The sequence below is a fragment of the Rickettsia rickettsii genome, assembly GCF_001951015.1.
Lineage (GTDB): Bacteria > Pseudomonadota > Alphaproteobacteria > Rickettsiales > Rickettsiaceae > Rickettsia > Rickettsia rickettsii.
Genome location: NZ_CP018914.1, coordinates 220,853 through 236,405, shown reverse-complemented (window position 1 = coordinate 236,405; position 15,553 = coordinate 220,853). Strand labels below are relative to the sequence as shown.

The window sequence follows — 15,553 nt, the reverse complement described above, 5'->3', positions numbered from 1 at the left end:
GACGTGGTCCCGTTTTTACTCTTTGAAAAAAAAAGTAAAATCATTCAAAGAAAGGAAGTATATAATAATGATAAAATGTACTCGTCGTATTGAGTTCGATGCAGGACATAGAATTATAAAACATCAAAATAAATGTCAATTCCTGCACGGTCATCGCTATGTTCTTGAGATCACTATAGCCGCAAACAAAACCGATAAACTTGGTATGGTAATCGATTTTGGTTTAATTAAGGATTTAGCTAAAAAATGGATTGATGAAAATTTTGATCATAGCTTAATCCTACATCAAGACGATAAGGAAATGGGGCAGCAAATAGAAAATTGTACCGGTCAAAAAATATATTACATGCAAAATAACCCAACTGCAGAAAATATAGCGACGCATTTAAAGAATGAAATTTTTCCTAAACTTTTCGTAAGTCAAAACTTCTTCGTAACTAGCCTCAAACTATATGAAACACCGAATTGTTTTGTTGAGGTTTAGGCATGCAAGATTGCTGTTTAATTTTAACTACTACTAATGATTTACAAATTGCCGAGAAAATAGCATCTGTTTTGTTAGAATTAAATCTTACTGCCTGCATTCAAATTGACGATGTCAAAAGTTACTTTAGATGGAATGGTAGAGTAACTTTAGAAACTGAATATAGACTTGTAATTAAAACAAAATCTTCTAATTATAATGAAATTGAAAATAAACTCCTTGAAATGCATAATTATGAATTACCACAAATAATAAAAATAAATATTGACTATGGCTTTCAAAAGTACTTAGAATGGATTAACCAAAATAATAAATAAACTTATAGTTGAGAAAATTTAAATTAAGTAAGTAAATTATGAAATTATGGCAAAAAGTTACCTTAGGGTTAATCTTAGGTATTATATTTGGTATATACTTACCACAATATGTTAATTATATTAAACCTATCGGTGACATTTTCTTACGTTTGATAAAAATGATCATTACCCCTTTAATTTTCTTCAGTTTGGTTTCCGGTATCACTAGTATGAATGATAATTCTGCCCTTGGTAGAGTAGGAATGAAAGCGGTAGTCGCTTTTTTAGGTACTACTTTTTTTGCCACGGTTTTTGGACTCACTGTTGCCTTAGTATTAAAGCCGGGAGTAGGCGTACATATAGATTTCACCTCTTCAGGAACGACAAGCAGAACTTCATTTAATATAATTGATTTTTTTGTAAATATCGTCCCTGATAATGCTGTTGGAGCTTTTGCAAACGGTGATGTCTTACAAGTTGTATTTTTTGCTATTTTTGTTGGAATTACCTTAAACAAAATGAAATCTATCGGTGAACCTATTACTGATTTAATTCATGTAATGTCAAAATTAATATTAAAAATGATATCGTTTGTTATTCAATTATCCCCTTACGGTGCTTTTGCTTTAACAGGCTGGATTGTAGGCATGCAGGGAGTTGAGGTAATGATTAGTTTATCGAAACTTGTTGTAGCGGTAGTTGTGGCGATGACATTCCAATATTTAGTTTTTGGCTTACTTATATGTGTATTCTGTCGTGTTTCACCTATACCTTTTTATAAGAAAAGTTTTGAGTATCAGATACTTGCTTTTTCTACTTCAAGCAGTAAGGCAACTCTTGCAACTACTATGCAAGTTTGTCGTGAAAAGCTTGGCATTTCAGAGTCTAGTACTTCGTTCGTACTTCCGATAGGTGCATCAATTAATATGGACGGCTTTGCTATAAATTTATCTCTTACCACCATATTTTTTGCTCAGATGATGGGAGTAACACTTGCTCCTCACGACTATTTAGTCATTATTCTCACCTCAACACTTGGATCTATCGGTGGTGCCGGTATTCCCGGTGCCTCTTTGATAATGCTTCCTATGGTTCTTTCTTCGGTTCACTTACCTATAGAGGGAGTAGCAATTATTGCTGGTATTGACCGAATACTTGATATGCTACGTACTACTATCAATATTACCGGCGATGCAACAATTACTATGATTATAGATAACAGCGAAGATACTTTAGATAAGGAAGTATATTTATCTTAATGATATTGCTAACTAAGACCAGACATTGTCATTGCGAGCAACTATAAGCATTGTTGTCTGAATTGAAAAATGCGTTTTATGTCATTCCCGCGAAAGCGGGAATCCAAGGAAAAGCGCAATTAAAATATAGTTATCAAAAAGAAGATAATAGAATAGAATTTTTACAAGGTGATTCTAATAAAGTAGAGGCAATATTCCCAAAAGAAAAAATATCTGAAATAGTACATCCTATACTTTGAATAGAAGATGCTCATATTAATACTATAGGTATTTTAGAATATTTTTGAAGAAGGGGATTATTTCATCATTGAAGATACTAATATTGACTATAATAATGCGTGCTATGATGTTTGGAGGAAAATTTTAGATGAAAAAACTTGTATAGCAACATTAGAAAATTTAAACAATACAATCGTTAGATTAACTAGCTGGTTGAAAGAAAACAAAGATTTATATTTAGAGATACAAAATATGTAAATTATACAAAAGAAATTAAAGATGCCGGAAATAATAATGCAGAAATTATACATATAAAAAATATCGATCAAAAAAATTATAATATAATGACTCCCTATGACGGTGAGGTACGGATTAGCGGAATAGAAGAATTAATTTGTCATATGTATGGAGTAATAGGGATAATTGGTAGTTTGCCTGTATTATATAAAGAAGATAAGAATATTATTAGAGCAGTAGCACCAAGACATAATTCGCATAATGAACATAAGCTCTCAATCGCCGTATAATGATTGAGATTGGCATGTAGATGCTGCATAACGTCCAAATGACCAAGAAGAGTGATAACTTATCGCCTATAGTTGACACTTAATTTTGGGGATTGTACATAAAGGACATGAGAATCTACCTATAGTATATATTAGCCTTAAAGATATTATTAAATCAATTGAGCTACCAAGATATCTTAATCGGGCTAACAACATCGCAGTCGTAGACTGCATGGCACTCCCCAAAAAATAATAAAAGAATTCTGTAAATCAGAATTTTTTCTCTTCCTTACTTCGTCAATTGCTATGCAATTTTCTTGCAATGACAGAGACAGAACATAAGGCAGAAAATTAAGATAGGTTTTTATCCTAACTTGTGAAGTATAAATAGAAACGCTACAAAAATTTAACGGTGAGAATTGAGAAGCTTTTTTATTACTTTTCTTTGTTTTGAGTCTTTATGCTATTTCTTTCTTTTATAATTTTCAGTTTAGTTTTAAATGGAGCAACAAATAAAGCAGTATAGTATTCTACGTCATAAGCATGTAAAGTTCTATTAGCATCCACCGCTATCCAATCTAAAGCTCTTTTCCCTTTGCAATCTTTAATTTTTGATCCGCTCCATATTCTAATAAAATACGAGTAGATTCAACATTAAGATATGATGATGCATAATAAGGGAAGTCATTCCGGTTTTAGAATTTTGAACATTAGGATTAACACCTAACGTAAGCAAAAGTTTTATTAAATCAAGATTATTTCTTTCTGCGGCTAGCATCATTCCGGTAATACCGCCTTCATATCTTAAATTAGGACTCATGCCCTGATTAATTAAAAGTTCGGCAATTTCCGGCTTCATAAATCCTATATTTATATGGATTAAATTCATAGGTGCACCACACTTTAATAAAAAATCGGCAATTTTTATATTATTATTCGATATAGCATAATCTAAAGGAGTCCAGCCCAAGTATGGTTGATTTACTCCATATCCCTCATCTAATATTTTTTTACTGCATCAATATTATCTGCTTTAATAGCATTTGCTATCGGTGTAATTGGATTTTCGACTTTTTGATCATACTCAACACCATTCACATATATCTTTTTTAAACTCAAGTTTACATTCCATAACATGAATAGAAGCAATAATAAAAATAATTATAAACTTTAAAATTACTTGAATAATTTTCATATAATCAATCTAGGTACTATGTAGCTATACAGCATTAAACCTTTGTCGGTAAGATAGATATTTTCATCTAGTCTAATTAAGTCTAACGCTTGATAATGCTTAAGATTATTCATATCTAAAATATTCTCTAATGTCGTGTTTAATTTCTGCTCTAATGTAGAAATATTTATACCTTTGCTAAGGCGTAAACCCATCATTAGCATTTCTTCAATAATCTCTTGATGTGTTAACTTAGTATTAGTTTGAATACCAACATTTTTTGTTTTAACCGCATCTAACCATTTTTCAGGTTTATGCCACATCATAATTGCCGATACCAAACTTGAGGATTCAATGATTCTACTATGAGCTCCGGGGCCTATACCTAAATAGCTATTATAATTCCAATAAGTTAAATTATGCAAACATTCATACCCTATCATAGCATAATTGGATATTTCATATCTAAAATACTTTTTAGATTCTAGATAATGATTCGTCCATTCATACATTTCAGCTGCCGCATCTGAATGCGGCAAAATCAGATTACCCTCCTTAAACAATTTATAACACGGCGTACCTTTTTCAATAGTCAATTGATAAAGAGAAATATGTGAGGTAGCGAGCTGCATAGCTTGTTTTAATTCTTCTTGCCAGTCTTTTAATGTCTGACCGCTACGTGCATATATTAAATCAAATGACACTCGTAGAAAAATCGTATTTGCCGCCTCAATTGTTTTAATGGCCTGCATACAATCATGAGTCCTACCTAATTTTTTTAAATCGTCCTCTTTTAAGGATTGCACTCCTATTGAAACACGATTAATCCCGGCGGCTTTGAATGCTTTAAATTTTTCAGTTTCAAATGATGTGGGATTAGTTTCTAGAGTTATCTCGGTTTGATTATCAATAATTGCTAGATTACTGATTTTATTTATTATTCCTTCAACTATTACAGGATTCATTAAAGAGGGAGTACCGCCTCCAAAAAAAATAGATTTTATATATTTATTTTGAATAATATCCTTAAAATATTCAATTTCAGTTTCATAAGATTTAAGCCACGGATTATGATCTATAATACTTGCTACATGAGAATTAAAATCACAATACGGACATTTGGACAAACAAAAAGGCCAATGAATATAAATACTTAAATCATTAGCCATAACTCTCATATTTTGTATTTTTGCTAGTGCTAACTTAGGTTTTGTGGACATTGCTAAAAAGATTTAATTTTGGTTATTTTTTGCTACAAATTATAAGATTTTTTTGAAAAATGAATAACTATTTCTACAAAAATCTTATTAATTTTCGCTAAAAAAGACCTCAAAATAGCAAATCAATTAGCAATGTCTACAAAACCTAGCATCTTCTTTGATGTTATTCAAGGTGTATGATAAAACACTATTCTAATTCAAAGAAAACTTTAAATAAAGCTTTTAATTTAATAGATATTATTAAAATAATGAAAAAATTACCCACTACTTTATAATTTTTTGTGTTCAAGCTATGGGAAGTAATAATGAACAAATATATAACCCAAAAGACACTAAATTTCTAGAAGAAACTAAAGCTCTAAAATGGGCAAAAGAGCGTACTGATAAAACAGCAAAGGCTTGCAAATCTATACCTACTTATAAGGTAGTTAAGAAAGAAATAGAATCTGTTTGCTATGATCAAAGAAAAACTCCTTTTGGTGCTATACGTAAAGGTTACGTGTATAATTTTTGGATGGATTATAAAAACCCGCAAGGGTTATGGCATAGGACATTGGTTGAGAATTACTCGAAAGATAAACCAAATTGGGAAGTTCTAATCGATTTTGATAAATTATCCAAAAAACTCGGTAAAAAAGTAATGTATCGAGGTGGGAGTGATTGTTTTCAAAATCCTAATCGTTTCTTAATTACCATGTCATTTGGCGGTAAGGATGAGATGTTTTTTAGAGCATGGGATTTAGAGCAAAAGATTTTGTAAAAAATGGTTTTGAGCCAAAAACAAGTAGCGGGAAATTACTAGAAGGTAAATTTACTGTCCCTACTTGGGTTGATCACGATACTATTATATTTATCCAGTTTTGCATCAAGAGGAAGTGACTGACTCTTTATATCCTAGCTTGCTCTACATATGGCAGCGAGGAAAACCTATAGAGAAAGCCAAAAAACTATTTGAAATACCAAAGAATTATATACGTGTATCAGTCAGTAAGCTTTTACCGATAATATTTCTTCATCTTTAATATTTATATCTGCAAATAAGGCTTTTTATAATTACGATCATTATATTTTAGATACTAAAGATGAGAGCTTCAAATTATAAAAAATAAATATGCCATCAGATGCAATACCTGAAGGTTCTTTTAAAGAATATGTATTTTGGCTACTGCGTTCCGATTGGCAATTTAAAGATAGTAATATAAAGCAGGTTCACTTATTGCCATACACTACGCTGATCTTCTAAAAGAAGATAGCGATAAAGCTAGCTTAAAAATATTATTTACCCCAACAGAGAGGGAAGTATTGTATTTTGTAGGAATGACTAAAGATACGGTATTTTTAACTAGCTATGAGAATGTTATTTTCAAAAGTAGTAACATTTACATTAGAAAATCATGAATGAACAAAACCGGTAACTTTACTGTCTTATGAAAATACAATTTTTGGTATGTTGTCTGATGATGAGGAAGAAGATGAATTAATTACTATAGAAAATTCTATAGTTCCTCCCACTATCTATTTATGGGATAAAACTCATGAATTAAAAGTTATTAGAAAGCCTTTATATCCGTTTGATAGCAAAAATTATGTTGTAGATCAAAAGGAAGCTACAAGCTCGGATGGAGTTAAAATACCATATTTTATTGTCTATAAAAAAGGTACAAAGATTGTAAGAATCCAACATTACTTGAAGCATACAGCGGTTTTCAAGTAATCAACTCTCCATATTTCTCTCGCATGGAAAATGAAGTATTGGTTAAACATGGCGGGGTTAGTGTTCTTGGTAATATTAGAGGTGGCGGAGAGTTTGGTCTTGAGTGGCATAAGGCGACTCAAGGAATAACACATCAAACCGGCTTTAATGATTTTATTGCAGTAGCAGAGGATTTAATAAAGCAAAATATTACTAGCCCTGAGTATTTAGGAATTAAAAGAGGAAGTAACGGCGGATTGCTAGTAAGTGTTGCAATGACACAGCGTCCTGATTTATTTGGAGCTATAGCATGTGAAGTGCCGATACTTGATACGATATAAAGAATTCGGAGCAGGACATTCATTGGGTACAGAATATGGTGATCCAAAGTAGAAGATTTAGTACATATCAAAAAATATGCACCGCTAGAGAATTTATCTTTAACACAAAAATACCAAGCTGTGTTAATTACAGATTCAGTATTAGAGCAGCGTGTACACCCATGACATGGAAGAATTTGTGAGTATGTGCTTGAGAAAAAAAACCAAATACTAAAACTTACTTTCTAGGAAGTGTAGATAGTGGGCATGGTAGTGGTAGTGATTTAAAAGATAGTGCCAATCATTTGATCAATATTTATACATTTTTTGCAAATGCTTTGAAATTAAAAATTAATTAACTTTAATACTAGGTCAATATGTGTTACTTATTATACTACTGGGTAGTTTAAAAAAACCGTCGATGTCATTCCTGCGAAGACACATGGGTGTCAACTTAAGGAAAAGGTCACCCCGTGGCTTGACCACAGGATCCATATAATTTTAGTATTTTTAACTGGATCCCGCAATCAAGTCGGCATTGTTGCATGGATCGGAAAACCTACTCGATGTCATTCCCGCGTAGGCGGGAATCCAGAAAAATAACTTCAATATTGCTACAGAAGTTACATACTGGATAAAATAACCATACAAACACTTGTTTTTAATGCTTGACTGGATTTCCGCTTCGCAGGAATGACATAATGTAGCTATAATATAAATTCAAGAAAACAATTTTCCAATTCCGCTACGTAATAGATTTTTAGGATTCATTTTACTGGCTTTTTTCATTATCTCGCTTATTTGTTTATATTGCTTTAGCAAAATATTTACCTTTTGTACCGTAGTTCCTGCTCCAACCGCTATACGTTTCCTACGAGAAGCATTAATTATATAGGGGTTTTTACGTTCTTTTGGCGTCATAGATAAAATAATTGCTTCTTGATGTGCAATTATTTTACTATTTAATTTTGATTGATCTATTTGATCCATAATTTTACCGCTACCCGGTAACATACTAAGTATACTTCCAAAACCTCCCATTTTTTTTATACTTCTCATTTGCTGAAGATAATCATTTAAATCAAACTTACCCTTTTTTAATTTAGCTGCCGTTTTTTCGGCTTCTTCTCTATCAACAATACTAGCTGCTTTTTCAACAAAAGAGATAATATCACCCATATCCAGTATTCGAGAAGCTAAACGTTCAGCATCGAATTCTTCTAAATCAATTAGGTTTTCACCGCTACTTAAAAATTTAATCGGCTTTTTAGTAATATATTTTACACTGAGTGCTGCACCACCCTTGGAATCGCCGTCAATTCTAGATAAAATTAATCCTGAAATTGCTAACTTTTCATTAAAACTACTTGCCGTAACTACTGCATCCTGCCCTGTCATACTGTCGATTACTAACAAAGTTTCTGTAGGCTCCACTATCTTTTTTATTGCAAGCGCTTCCTCCATCATCGCTTTATCAATTTGTGTACGACCTGCCGTATCATAAATTACGACATCATAAGCAGAAATTTTAGCCTCGGCAATAGCTCTTTTGACAATATCGAGGGGTTTCTCACCTTGCACAATAGGTAATGAATTAATCTGTACTGAGTTTGCAAGTATAGCGAGTTGCTCTTGTGCGGCCGGTCTGTAAGTATCCAAAGAAACAAGTAAAACTTTCTTATTTTGATTTCTAAGCCGTAAAGCAAGCTTACCACTCGCCGTAGTTTTACCACTCCCTTGCAGCCCTACCATTAGGAAATTTACGGGCGGCTTTGAATTTAAATTTAGCTTTGTCTCACTTTTACTTGAAGCTAAGAGATTGATCATCTCTTCATGGATAATTTTAATTATCATCTGTCCAGGTGAAACAGACTTAATAACCTCCTGCCCTAAAGCTTTCTGTTTAACTTCCGCTATAAAATCTTTTATCACCGGTAATGCAACATCTGACTCTAAAAGCGCCACTCTTATATCCCGCATAGCAACATCTATTTGGGCTTCCGTCAAAATGCCTGAGCTAACTAGCTTATCAAAAATCTTCGTTAAATTTTGTGTTAAAGTTTTAAACATGCAAATAATTTAATTTATAAAGTTCCTAAAACCTAATATATACTACGAGTAAATTAACAATAGTCAAAATAAAACATAAATTAAATTTATATTCTAGAGGGAAGCCGCTTTCTATCTTGAATATCTATTAACTATTTTTAAAAAAAAGGAGTATCTCAATATATTTTGTTGTTTTATGGATAACATAGAAAGGAACGTAGTGATATCGTGTTAATTACTAGAAAACTCATTCACCACTAATATACAACTTGTTTTTAAGTCCAAATCATAATCAATGGTATTATATATTAACTTTTTTATGTCGGTAAATTTTTGCAGTAAATATGAAGGGTGTCTATTTGATAGTTTATTAAAAATCTTATTTTCCAAATCTAGAAGTTCAATATTAACGTTGGCAGATTTTTTAAGGATTCTATTCATTAATAATAATAAATTATCAATAAAATCTAGCCATAATTCTCGGTCTTTAGTAGTAAAGCGATTAATAAAATCTAACGTTTTGTTATCTGCTATCGCCTGAATAAACTCGGAATATAATTCGTTTTTAGTATGATGGATAGATGATCTAACATTAATTTTAAAACATCTTGATCTAATTGTAGAAATAATACTTGCAGCTCTTGAAGTAATTAAAAAAATGTAACTATTCTTTGGTGCATCTTCAAGAATTTTTAAGCATGAATTCGCTGCATTCAAATTCATAAGCTCTGCAGCATAAATTATTGCAACTTTATAACCTGAAATTGCAGAAGTTTTACTTAAGAAGTCTTGTAATTTTCTTATTTGTTCAATAGAAATATTTTTAGCATTAGATGTAGCTGAAGTTTCCCTAGCGATGAAATGATAATCAGGATTGTTGTTAAGAGGAATGCTATTCTTAAAAAGCTTAATATATATAAACTCTTCTAAATCTTTTAAAGCTTGCTCTATATTTTCGGCTTCGATAAGCCAACTATTGTATAGCGTATTATGTTTTAAGTTAAACTCTAGGCGTTCAATTATCAATGGTTGTAATATCATTATGAATTGTACTTAAGAAGTATTCTATATCATTCCGGCTTTTGCAGAGCATTATTGCATGAGCTGGTTTTTCTAGTGTCACCCCGCAAGCGTGTAACGGGGTTCGGAAATTATTAGTACTGTAAATATGTTACTTCTTTTAATTACAAGCTTCTTTCATTTTTCTTCCGGCTCTAAAAGTAGGTTGATTGTAAGCATCTATTTTCATTTTTGCTCCGGTTTTTGGGTTACGACCCTCACGTGCTTTTCTATGATGTATTTCAAATGAACCGAAACCTGTTATATTAATATTATGGTGGCTCTTTATAGCACTAATCACACTATCAAGAACTAAATTAAGTGCTTTCTCGGCTTCAGCTTTTGTTAATGTTTTATGTGAAGCATGTTTATGATTATGACCATGGTCGGTCATAAATGCTATAAATTCGGTTTTATTCATTTTTTTTGGTTCTTTTGTGTTATGTGTACTCATAATAAAATCAATTCTCCTTTGATAGGTTAATATGTATTGATGTTTTTTTATAAAAAAATATATACAACTGGCAATAATATACATCAATATATTTTTTATGTGCGTTAATTATAACAAACTACCCACATACTGCAAATGCCAGTTATTGACAAAATTTAAAATATATACGTTATTATATTAATTTATAGAAAAATGTAGCCATTTTACATCAGTTATACTGTTAAAACTATCTTAATCAAGTAATTAAAGTGAAAATTTATCGTTAAAACCATAATTTATTGTCAGTAGTAAATTACAAAAACTAATTTTCTACTCTATAAAAAATTATAAGTTTTTTAATAAAAAACAATATATACTTAATTTACATAAAAAGTGGAAACCGTCTTTCACCTTTTATATAGAATATTTCTAACCGAATAGCAGATTATGTAATAATTCACTATGCACATTAATTTAGAATAAAATTTTTAATCCAATGTTATTGTCTAAAATTTGTATTAAACGCCCTGTCTTGGCTACAGTTTTGAATTTGGTTATCGTAGCTCTTGGAGCAATGTTTTTTACCAAACTACAAATTAGAGGTACTCCGGATATTTCAGTTCCTATTATAAATGTCGAAGCTCATTATGCAGGTGCCGATGCCTTATATATGGAGCAAGCAATAACGACACGTATAGAAAAAGCTTTAAAGACGGTTAAAAATTTAGATTATATAACTTCTCAAAGTTCTACCGGCGAAAGTAGTATTACTTTATCGTTTCTATTATCTACCGATATTGAAGTAGCACTAAACGATGTCCGCGCCAAAATATCGGATATCACTTATATGTTCCCGCAAGATATGAAAGCCCCGTCAGTTACAAAACTTGATGCCGATAGTTTCCCAAGCCTCTTCATAAGCATTGAAAGTGATCAATATAGCGATTTAGAATTAACAAAGATCGTCGAAGATAATCTACAAACACCGTTAGATAAACTTGAAAGCGTAGGACAGTCACAAATTTACGGCGGTCGGGAATATATAATAAGAATAGAACCCGATTCTAAAAAATTATATCAACATAAAATTTCTTTATTGGAGATTGAATCCGCAATAAAAGAGCAAAACAAAGATTATCCAGCAGGTACGATTAAAACAAAAAGCAATAATTTTATAGTAACTCTTGCAGGTTCTTTATCTACACCAGAAGAATTCGGTAATATTATTCTAAAAGTACAAAACGGAGGTATCATAAAATTACGAGATATAGCAAAAATATCTTTAACTTCTCCCGATGAGGACATAATTTTTAGATATAACGGCAAAAGCTCTATTGCCCTTGGTCTTATAAAAGCATCAAAAGCTAACGTCATAGATTTATCACATGAAGTAACTAAAGCACTAGAAAGAATTAAAGAATCCATGCCCAAAGGAATAAGCATGGGTATCGCATATGATGCAGCAACACCTGTAAAAGCATCAATTTATGCAGTATTTCAAACAATTTTTGAAGCTTTAATATTAGTAGTTTTAGTCACTTATTTATTTCTTGCTTCTGCTAAAATTACCTTAATTCCGTTTGTAACGATTCCAGTATCGTTGATCGGTACTTTTAGCGTAATGTATGCTTTTGGATTTTCTATTAATATATTTACTCTCCTTGCTATGATACTTGCTATAGGTTTAGTGGTCGATGATGCGATAGTTATGCTTGAAAACATTTTTAGATATAATGAAATGGGGCATAAACCCATGGAAGCGGCTATGCTTGCTTCTCAAGAAATCGGCTTTGCAATAATTGCTATGACTATTACGCTTGCTGCCGTATTTTTACCCGTGGGTTTTATAGAGGGTTTTATCGGGAAATTATTTATTGAATTTGCTTGGACTTTAGCATTTTGTGTTTTGTTCTCAGGATTTGTTGCTTTAACTTTAACTCCTATGATGTCAAGTCGTATGGTTACAAAACATAATACGGACTTACCGAAATTCTTAGTAAAGTTTAACGACATTCTACAATTTATTCAAAATAAATATATTTACTATCTAAAGCTAACTTTTGAAAATCAAAAGAAATTTGTCATCATTATTGCATCATCATTTATAGTGCTGATTATTAGTTTTAAATTTACTCAAAAAATTTTCGTACCCCAAGAAGATGATGGATTCTTACAAGTTTCTCTTAAAGGTCCTGAAGGTTCTAATTTAGAATCTTCTACTAAAGTAGTGAAAGAAGCCGAAAAAATCCTTGCTAATTATAAAGATATATTAGGTTATCTGATGGTAATAGGTGCAGGCGGTAGCGATAACGTTTTTGGATTCATTCCTCTAAAAAATTGGGGTGAGCGTTCTTGTTCCCAAGAAACTATTAAGAATATGTTAAATAAGCAGTTTTCTGAAATACCGGGCATGTCGATTTACGCTATGGATCCACGTTCAATGGTTAGCGGGAATGCAAGTAGCCCTATCGAGTTTACTATTCAAACGAACCTTGAATATGATGATCTAGATAAAATATCACAACAATTTATTGATATAATGAAAACAAATCCTATTTTCTTAAACGTCAATAGAAATTTACAATCGGCAATGCCGACTATAAGTATAGAAGTCAACCGTGATAAGGCTTATTTATACGGAATGGATTTGGCAAATATAGGCAAAACGGTACAATATTTACTTGCAGGTCAACAAATCGGGCATTTTAGAATGAGTAATGATTTATATGACGTTATATTACAATTTAATCAAAAAGATCGAAAAGATATTAGCGATTTTAGTAAAATTTTAATCAGAGCAAAAAATAATAATATGTTACCGCTTGAATCGATAGCCAATATTACGGAAAAAATATCAGTAAAATCATATAGTCATTATAATAATTCAAAATCCGTTACTATTTCTTCTGATCTTGCTCCTGACAGGAAAATTGATGATGCAATTAATGAAATCAATAAAATAGCCGCTAAGTTACTTGATCCTAGTAATACTATAATTGAATATATAGGAGAAATTAAACAAATGAGAGAGGCAGACAGTAATATGCTTATAACATTTGTGTTTGCTCTTATATTTATCTATTTAGTGCTTGCAGCTCAATTTGAAAGCTTTACTGACCCTTTATTAATATTACTCGCCGTACCTTTCTCAATAACCGGTGGTGTACTTGCTCTCTGGCTTGCCGGTAATAGCCTTAATATGTATAGTAATATAGGACTTATTACTTTAATTGGATTAATTACTAAGAATTCTATTATGATAGTAGAATTTGCTAATCAGCTAAGAGCAAAAGGAGTAAAGGTTCAAGAAGCTATAATAGAATCCTCAAAACTTCGCTTGCGTCCAATTCTTATGACTACTCTTGCTGCCGTAGTCGGAGCTTTACCTCTAGTTTTTGCAGACGGGGCCAGTGCTGCTGCTCGTAATTCTATAGGCTTTGTAATAGTTGGAGGATTAAGCATCGGTACTATATTTACAATTTTTGTTATACCTGTAATATATCACACTTTTAAGAAGGATTAATAAATTATAGAATAATAAAATTTAGTAGACATATAGCTCAAAATGAGGAATGATTATTTTACGTTAGTTTTGTTGCATGGCTCGGAAAACGCATATAGTGTCATCCCGAGGCCTCGCCACGGGATCCAAAAATGTAACCCATAATACTAGTGTAATTTTAGTATTTTAACTGGACCCCGCTATCAAGTTGTGGGATGACAGAGGTATGAGCCACACAACAAGGTCTTTTACGTTTAACTAAAAGGAGCTTAAATATGTTAATAAATACTTCTAATAATCCACTTATTACTACTGTACATTTATTATCTTCTATAGGTGCTATAAATTGGGGTTTAGTCGGATTATTTAATTTTAATTTAGTCACACTTTTATTTGGCTCATTTCCAATTATTGTTACAATACTTTATATAATTATAGGCTTTTGTGGTGTATATTCTTTCCTTTGTTTAGGTAAGCTATTTTGTAAACCCGGAATAGAAAAGGCGAAGTAACTCTACCTTTTCGTCATTGCGAGCAGCCGTAGGCTGCGTGGCAATCTCATGAAATCATAACAAACTCCTGAGATTGCTTCGTCAATTGCTATGCAATTTCCTCGCAATGACTACCTAATAACCTCACTTGTGCTATAGCAGTTATTGCTGCTGTTTCAGCACGTAATATATTACTTCCTAAACTTATAGATTTTGTATTCTTATATGAGGCAAGAAGTTCCAGCTCATCATTAGTAAAGCCTCCCTCCGGTCCTACAATAATAGTTATATCACTATTACTAAGTAATGATGAAATTCGTAATATAGAATTTTCTTCTTTTTCATGTTCATTAGCATATAACATCAAATTATTATTCTTTTTTAGGTAATCTTGTATTGTGATAGCTTTTTCAATTATCGGGGGAGTAAGACGTTCTGATTGCTCTGTTGCCTCAATAACACATTTCGTTAAACGTTCGATATTTACCGATCTAAATTGACACCACCTAGTAATTAACGGAATAATTTTAGTTATACCGAGTTGCGTAGCCATATTTATTGCAAGCATTAATTTATCTTGCTTTATTATAGCAACAGCAAGAGTTAACGTAGATTCTGTATAAGGCTTTTTTAACTGTTCTTTCAGTCTAACCGATAGGTTATTTTTACCTATATCGTTAATTTGTGCTAGAAATTCTCCATCCGTACCGTTAAAGAGACGTAAGCCATCATTTACTTTAAGACGTAGCACCGTTTTGACATAATGAACATGATGATCACTTGCTAATTCTATCTTGCTATTTTCAGCTAAACGACTATTAATATAAATACGGTTATATTTCATATAT

General features: G+C 31.7%; 13 protein-coding genes and 1 pseudogene. 8 read left to right on the top strand and 6 right to left on the bottom strand.

Going from position 1 to position 15,553, the window contains the following annotated elements; translation table 11 throughout:
• The first annotated feature begins 67 nt into the window (after window positions 1-67).
• The 5 genes from BTU51_RS01325 (at window position 68) to BTU51_RS01305 (ending at window position 2,785) form a co-directional block, all read left to right on the top strand.
• A complete protein-coding gene (locus BTU51_RS01325) occupies window positions 68-484 on the top strand; it encodes a 6-pyruvoyl trahydropterin synthase family protein (RefSeq protein WP_012150442.1) in 417 nt (138 codons plus the stop codon).
• A gap of 2 nt (window positions 485-486) precedes the next feature.
• The gene (gene cutA, locus BTU51_RS01320; protein WP_012150441.1) at window positions 487-801 is read left to right on the top strand and encodes a divalent-cation tolerance protein CutA; all 315 of its coding nucleotides are present in this window, start codon (window positions 487-489) and stop codon (window positions 799-801) included.
• Window positions 802-839: 38 nt separating this feature from the next.
• The gene (locus BTU51_RS01315; RefSeq protein ID WP_012150440.1) at window positions 840-2,039 is read left to right on the top strand and encodes a dicarboxylate/amino acid:cation symporter; all 1,200 of its coding nucleotides are present in this window, start codon (window positions 840-842) and stop codon (window positions 2,037-2,039) included.
• Between the two features lie 53 nt (window positions 2,040-2,092).
• On the top strand, window positions 2,093-2,278 hold the full coding sequence (locus BTU51_RS01310; RefSeq protein WP_012150439.1) for a hypothetical protein: 186 nt from the start codon (window positions 2,093-2,095) through the stop codon (window positions 2,276-2,278).
• Window positions 2,279-2,602: 324 nt separating this feature from the next.
• Window positions 2,603-2,785, top strand: a complete 183-nt coding sequence (locus BTU51_RS01305) for a hypothetical protein (protein ID WP_012150438.1) — start codon at window positions 2,603-2,605, stop codon at window positions 2,783-2,785.
• 607 nt (window positions 2,786-3,392) lie between these two features.
• Here BTU51_RS01305 and BTU51_RS01295 read toward each other — a convergent pair.
• Together BTU51_RS01295 and hemW are read right to left on the bottom strand one after the other, a co-directional pair.
• Window positions 3,393-3,734, bottom strand: a complete 342-nt coding sequence (locus BTU51_RS01295) for an ankyrin repeat domain-containing protein (RefSeq protein ID WP_012262245.1) — start codon at window positions 3,732-3,734, stop codon at window positions 3,393-3,395.
• 221 nt (window positions 3,735-3,955) lie between these two features.
• Window positions 3,956-5,158 (bottom strand): radical SAM family heme chaperone HemW, encoded by a 1,203-nt coding sequence (gene hemW / locus BTU51_RS01290; RefSeq protein ID WP_012150434.1) that lies wholly within the window; start codon window positions 5,156-5,158, stop codon window positions 3,956-3,958.
• Between the two features lie 292 nt (window positions 5,159-5,450).
• Here hemW and BTU51_RS09015 point away from each other — a divergent pair.
• Window positions 5,451-7,530: pseudogene (locus BTU51_RS09015) on the top strand (prolyl oligopeptidase family serine peptidase).
• A gap of 361 nt (window positions 7,531-7,891) precedes the next feature.
• Here the strand turns inward: BTU51_RS09015 and ffh are convergent.
• The 3 genes from ffh to BTU51_RS01235 form a co-directional block, all read right to left on the bottom strand.
• A complete protein-coding gene (gene ffh / locus BTU51_RS01245; RefSeq protein ID WP_012150430.1) occupies window positions 7,892-9,241 on the bottom strand; it encodes a signal recognition particle protein in 1,350 nt (449 codons plus the stop codon).
• Window positions 9,242-9,451: 210 nt separating this feature from the next.
• Window positions 9,452-10,261, bottom strand: a complete 810-nt coding sequence (locus tag BTU51_RS01240; RefSeq protein ID WP_012150429.1) for a DNA polymerase III subunit delta' — start codon at window positions 10,259-10,261, stop codon at window positions 9,452-9,454.
• A gap of 139 nt (window positions 10,262-10,400) precedes the next feature.
• Entirely contained in the window at window positions 10,401-10,733 is a 333-nt protein-coding gene (locus tag BTU51_RS01235) for an HU family DNA-binding protein (RefSeq protein ID WP_004996579.1), read from the bottom strand.
• Between the two features lie 475 nt (window positions 10,734-11,208).
• Here BTU51_RS01235 and BTU51_RS01230 point away from each other — a divergent pair, with 475 nt between their 5' ends.
• Complete coding sequence (locus tag BTU51_RS01230; protein ID WP_012262238.1) at window positions 11,209-14,235, top strand: efflux RND transporter permease subunit; 3,027 nt, start codon at window positions 11,209-11,211, stop codon at window positions 14,233-14,235.
• Between the two features lie 254 nt (window positions 14,236-14,489).
• Entirely contained in the window at window positions 14,490-14,726 is a 237-nt protein-coding gene (locus BTU51_RS01225; protein ID WP_012150427.1) for a DUF378 domain-containing protein, read from the top strand.
• An 88-nt stretch (window positions 14,727-14,814) separates the two neighbouring features.
• On the opposite strand, the gene BTU51_RS01215 is transcribed toward BTU51_RS01225, so the two are convergent.
• On the bottom strand, window positions 14,815-15,549 hold the full coding sequence (locus BTU51_RS01215; protein WP_012150426.1) for a 16S rRNA (uracil(1498)-N(3))-methyltransferase: 735 nt from the start codon (window positions 15,547-15,549) through the stop codon (window positions 14,815-14,817).
• Window positions 15,550-15,553 lie beyond the last annotated feature (4 nt).